This window comes from Janthinobacterium sp. Ant5-2-1 (assembly GCF_001445815.1).
GTDB lineage: Bacteria > Pseudomonadota > Gammaproteobacteria > Burkholderiales > Burkholderiaceae_D > Janthinobacterium > Janthinobacterium lividum_E.
The window spans coordinates 1-4365 of the sequence record NZ_LNCE01000074.1 but is presented as its reverse complement, the minus strand read 5'-3'; the positions used below and the strand labels follow the sequence as shown (position 1 = coordinate 4365).

Sequence of the window (4365 nt, the reverse complement as noted above, 5' to 3'; positions counted from 1 at the left end):
TGGCGGGATGATTTTTAAGAAGCGCTTACGAAAAAAGGTGCCAAGGGTCTCATCCTTCGATAATAGGTTAGCGCCGCTAATCATGAAAAATATCGGTACGCATGCACGCGTCAGTGAGTCATAGAAATTGGCTGCCCACCACTTTTCTCCGAAAGCATGAAAATTCTCTGCTGAAACATGCAATAAGATCACCATAAAACACGCAACGATACGCAACAAGCTAACTCTTCGGTCCATTCTTATCCCATTCTTCAAGAAAACTATTATTACAGAATGTCAATAACATGCAAAACTGACAAAAGCGCTTTACTGATACGGATATTCATTCGCGCGTCAGCTCTTGCTTGGACGTTCGCGTGCAAAACCGCTATACTGAGAGGTTACATTAAAGGCATTAGATTCAGATAGTAATTTTACGTTAATTAATTGCATTTGAGAAAACATTACTCTCCCAGCCCTTCCGCCATACTTGGCTAGGCCAAGGGGTTCAGTAGGCCAGAGCAATTGGGCTAGCCGGCTTGAACCAACACATTTTCCGCTGGCATGGTGTGTCATCCGACTCCGCCCCGCCATGCATCTCAACCTAAAGATTCATTACATGCTTATCCGCAACACTTTGTACAACTTGCTCGGACTTGGCTTACCGATGCTGGTCGCTATCGGATCGATGCCAGCTCTGATCCATCTTCTCGGTGACGAACGTTTTGGCATGTTGACGCTCATTTGGGCTGTGGTCAGCTATTTCGGATTGTTCGACTTGGGCTTGGGGCGCGCACTGACATTGCAAATATCGCAATTAATGGCAGACAAGCGCGATGCGGATCTTCCCTCGCTGATTTATACCAGCCTGCTGATCATGGCCGCGCTGGGCTTGTTTGCAGGAATGCTCATGTGGCTTGGAGCTGACTGGGGTGCAGCCCATATGGCTGGCGGCGTCAATACCGGGGAAATTTCTGGTTCCGTCAAGGTCATGGCCATGGCAATGCCATTTATTGTATTGACATCCGGTTTGCGCGGCATTTTGGAAGCGAGAGGGGCATTCGGCATCATTAATATGATACGTTTACCCATGGGAATGTTCACCTTTCTCGGCCCGCTGGCGGTGGTACTCTGGTACAAAAATGACCTGATCGCGGTTACCGTTGCGCTTACCATCGGGCGTATCGTCGCCTGTCTGGCCCATGTCTACTATGCCATACGCTCACTGCCCGGCATGCTCAATGACCGACGCTATCGCAGGGAGTTAATCAGTGGGTTGATCAGTTCAGGCGGATGGATGACAGTCAGCAATGTCATCAGCCCATTGATGGGCTACATGGACCGTTTCCTCATTGGGGCAACCATTTCGGCCGCCGCTGTGGCCTACTATGTCACGCCGTTCGAAGTCATTTCCAAATTATGGATCATTCCTGGGGCGTTGACAGCAGTACTCTTCCCTCGCTTTACAGGCGAATTATTTGCGAACGGCAAGGAATCCCCTACGATTTTCAGAAAAGCGCTACTGATGTTATTTTTGGTTATCTATCCGTCAGCGTTGTTTTTTGGCATTTTTGCCCAAGATTTTTTGCGACTGTGGATTAATCCCGAGTTTGCGGAAAAAAGCTACTTTTTACTGCAAGTATTCTCGCTGGGCATCATGATCAACTGCATGGCGCACATCCCCTTCACTTTGATTCAAGGTGCAGGAAAAGTCAGGGTAACTGCCATGATCCATCTGGTGCAGTTCCCATTTTTTATTCTCATCCTGTGGTTGGCCACCTCCCGTTACGGCTTGGTGGGGGCGGTGGGCGCATGGCTGGCACGCATGCTGATCGATGCTTTCATCATGTTTTTTCAAGCCGCAAACGTCATCAAGATGCGCGACGTCATCGATCAGCCGCTCAGGCTCTGCGGCGTGGGTATCCTAATACTATTATCGTACTTACCAGCGCTTGTCGGCGGCCTCCTGACACGGACATTGCTATATGTATGCTGCATATCTGTAATGTTTGCTTACATATGGCTTTGTATAGCAACAAAAAACGAACGACAATACGTCCTTGGTAAAATTTCTTCTCGTTTCGGTGGCAAGCATGATCTTTAAAGACAATCCATTGGTTACTATCGTGACTCCCGCCTACAATCAGGCTGAGTTTCTTGACGAAACTATTGCAAGCGTGCTGGCACAAGACTATCCGCATATCGAATATATCGTGCTGGACGACGGTTCGACAGATCACACCAAGACAGTATTGCAAAAATACCAAGGAAAATTTCATATCGAAAGTCAGCAGAACATGGGGCAAGCCAGTACCTTGAATAAGGGATGGGATATGGCCCGAGGAGAAATTTTCGGTTATCTGAGCGCTGATGATATTTTGTATCCTGGTGCCATTACCAAGCTGGTAGCTGCATTACAAGCTAATGCCAGCATTGCCGTGGTCTATCCAGATTGCCACCTGATTGATCCAGCATCGATTATTATAAAAAAGAATGTATGCCGTCAGTTCGATCATGAAAATCTCGTTGTTGAGCAAGAGTGCTTTATTGGTCCCGGCGCATTGTTTCGTAAGGATTCCTATCTGAAAGCGGGTGGCTGGCGGCCTGATCTGAAACTGGCACCTGATCGCGAGTTCTGGATGCGGGTGGGCCTCAATGGCGGTTTCAAAATGCTCGAAGAGCCATTGGCGGGCTATCGCATGCATCCGAAATCCATTTCTTTCTATGAAAAGCGGCCTGAGATCGCGATGGAATATCTGCGAGTAATGGACGATTTTTATGCACGTAAAGACTTAGCACAGTGCCTTATTCTTCGCAAAGATGAGGCATATTCGCATGCTTTGCTGGTCATCGCCCGTTCGCACCTGCGCAGCGGCGATTTGACTGGCGGCTACAAAAAGTATCGCGAAGCCATCGCCCGCTATCCCCGTCACCATTCTCTGCGCACAATACTCAGCCTGTTGCGAACCAGCGTCAGTAAACCGCTGCGCCGCCTAATCTGGGGTGTGCAATCCTTGTTGCCAAAGGCAAAGATTTAAATATGGGTGTTAACCGACCTGCAAAACGAAAGCCCCGGGGCCTTTGGTTGCCTATTATATTTTTTCAGATCTATCTGAATATCTCGGTATTTTTATTTGCTTTTGGACCGTGGCCTTGGCCGGTCAGCAATCCTGTTGAACTATACAGCTTTCTGACTGCCTCTCACATTTTGCTCGCCTGGGGATATTACTCCGGCTACAAAAAGGCTTTGCGTTCCCCACTAGTGACCAGCAAGTCAAAAACAGATTGGTTGAGGATTTCATTAATCCTGAATCTGGTCATGTTATTGCCGAGTTCCTTTTCGCGCACTGGCACCTTTATTCCCAATATCATGTTCGGTTTGGCGGCACCTGGCGAAGCATATCAAAATGCAGTGGAAAGAAGCTTCTCCGGCGGCCCATGGGTGATCATCGAGTATATCCGAATTATATTGGCCCCCTTACTGGCATTAAGCTTTCCCTTTGTAGTGGCGACTTGGCAAAAACGTACCACAAACGAAAAACTGTGCTGCGCCTTCATCATTTTATTTAATATTTCCATGTATATTTCCATGGGAACCAACAAAACCATCGTTGACACGGTACTGTTGGTTCCTTGGCTTATGGCACTGGCTATAGCCTCTGGACATTTAATACTGAGTAAAAAGCAAAAACTAATACTGGCTTTGGGTAGCCTGACGGCGATGTTTGGTGCCTTTATCTTCTTCGGCTATGGGCAAACCCAGCGCTCTGGCGGTGTCGCAAGCGGTAGAACGTTTGGTCCACCGATCTTCATAGATAGCGATCCCGATAATTGGATGACGTACGCAATGCCGGAGCAATACCAAATCTATGTAGAGTCACTGTTGCGCTATTTGTGCCAAGGCTACTATGCCCTGTCACGTGCCATGCTGCTCGGTTTTGAAAGCACGTTCGGTGTTGGCAATTCAATGTTTCTCTCCAGAACAGCGACTTCGCTAACGGGTATGGTGGAACTAGGAACACACACCTATCCGGCCAGACTGGAAGCGGCAGAAGGCTGGGGTGAACTGACACTGTGGCATTCGATCTATACGTGGATCGCATCGGATGTCGGTTTCGCTGGCACTTTGTTGATCGTGTTTTTTATTGGCCGTTATCTGGCCATGTCATGGATATATGCAATCTTATATACCGATAAACTTTCCATCCTGCTATTCACTTATTTGACCATCATGTTGCTATATTTTCCAGCAAATAATCAATTGATGCAAAATGGTGAATCCTGCATGGGATTTTTATTGACTTTGTTTTTATGGCTCTTATTCACCGGACCATTGATGAGAAAAATAAAAACAATACGGAAAAAGAAAAATCTCAACCCGCAGAC

4 protein-coding genes are annotated in these 4365 nt (G+C 47.4%); 3 read left to right on the top strand and 1 reads right to left on the bottom strand.

The features are described 5' to 3' along the window. Nucleotides 1-219, bottom strand: a 219-nt coding sequence (locus tag ASN89_RS28345; protein ID WP_235502048.1) for an acyltransferase family protein, incomplete at its 3' end; no start/stop codon positions are given. Nucleotides 220-598: 379 nt separating this feature from the next. On the opposite strand from ASN89_RS28345, the gene ASN89_RS22630 reads away from it, so the two are divergent. From ASN89_RS22630 to ASN89_RS22620, 3 genes are all read left to right on the top strand, one after another. After that, complete coding sequence (locus tag ASN89_RS22630) at nucleotides 599-2083, top strand: flippase (protein WP_161911795.1); 1485 nt, start codon at nucleotides 599-601, stop codon at nucleotides 2081-2083. Then, nucleotides 2073-3017, top strand: coding sequence for a glycosyltransferase (locus tag ASN89_RS22625; protein ID WP_058050847.1), 945 nt, complete (start codon nucleotides 2073-2075; stop codon nucleotides 3015-3017). The genes ASN89_RS22630 and ASN89_RS22625 overlap by 11 nt, the downstream gene beginning before the upstream one ends. Before the next feature lie 2 nt (nucleotides 3018-3019). After that, nucleotides 3020-4365 (top strand): hypothetical protein (locus ASN89_RS22620; protein ID WP_152988652.1); only part of this gene is annotated, 1346 nt, incomplete at its 3' end.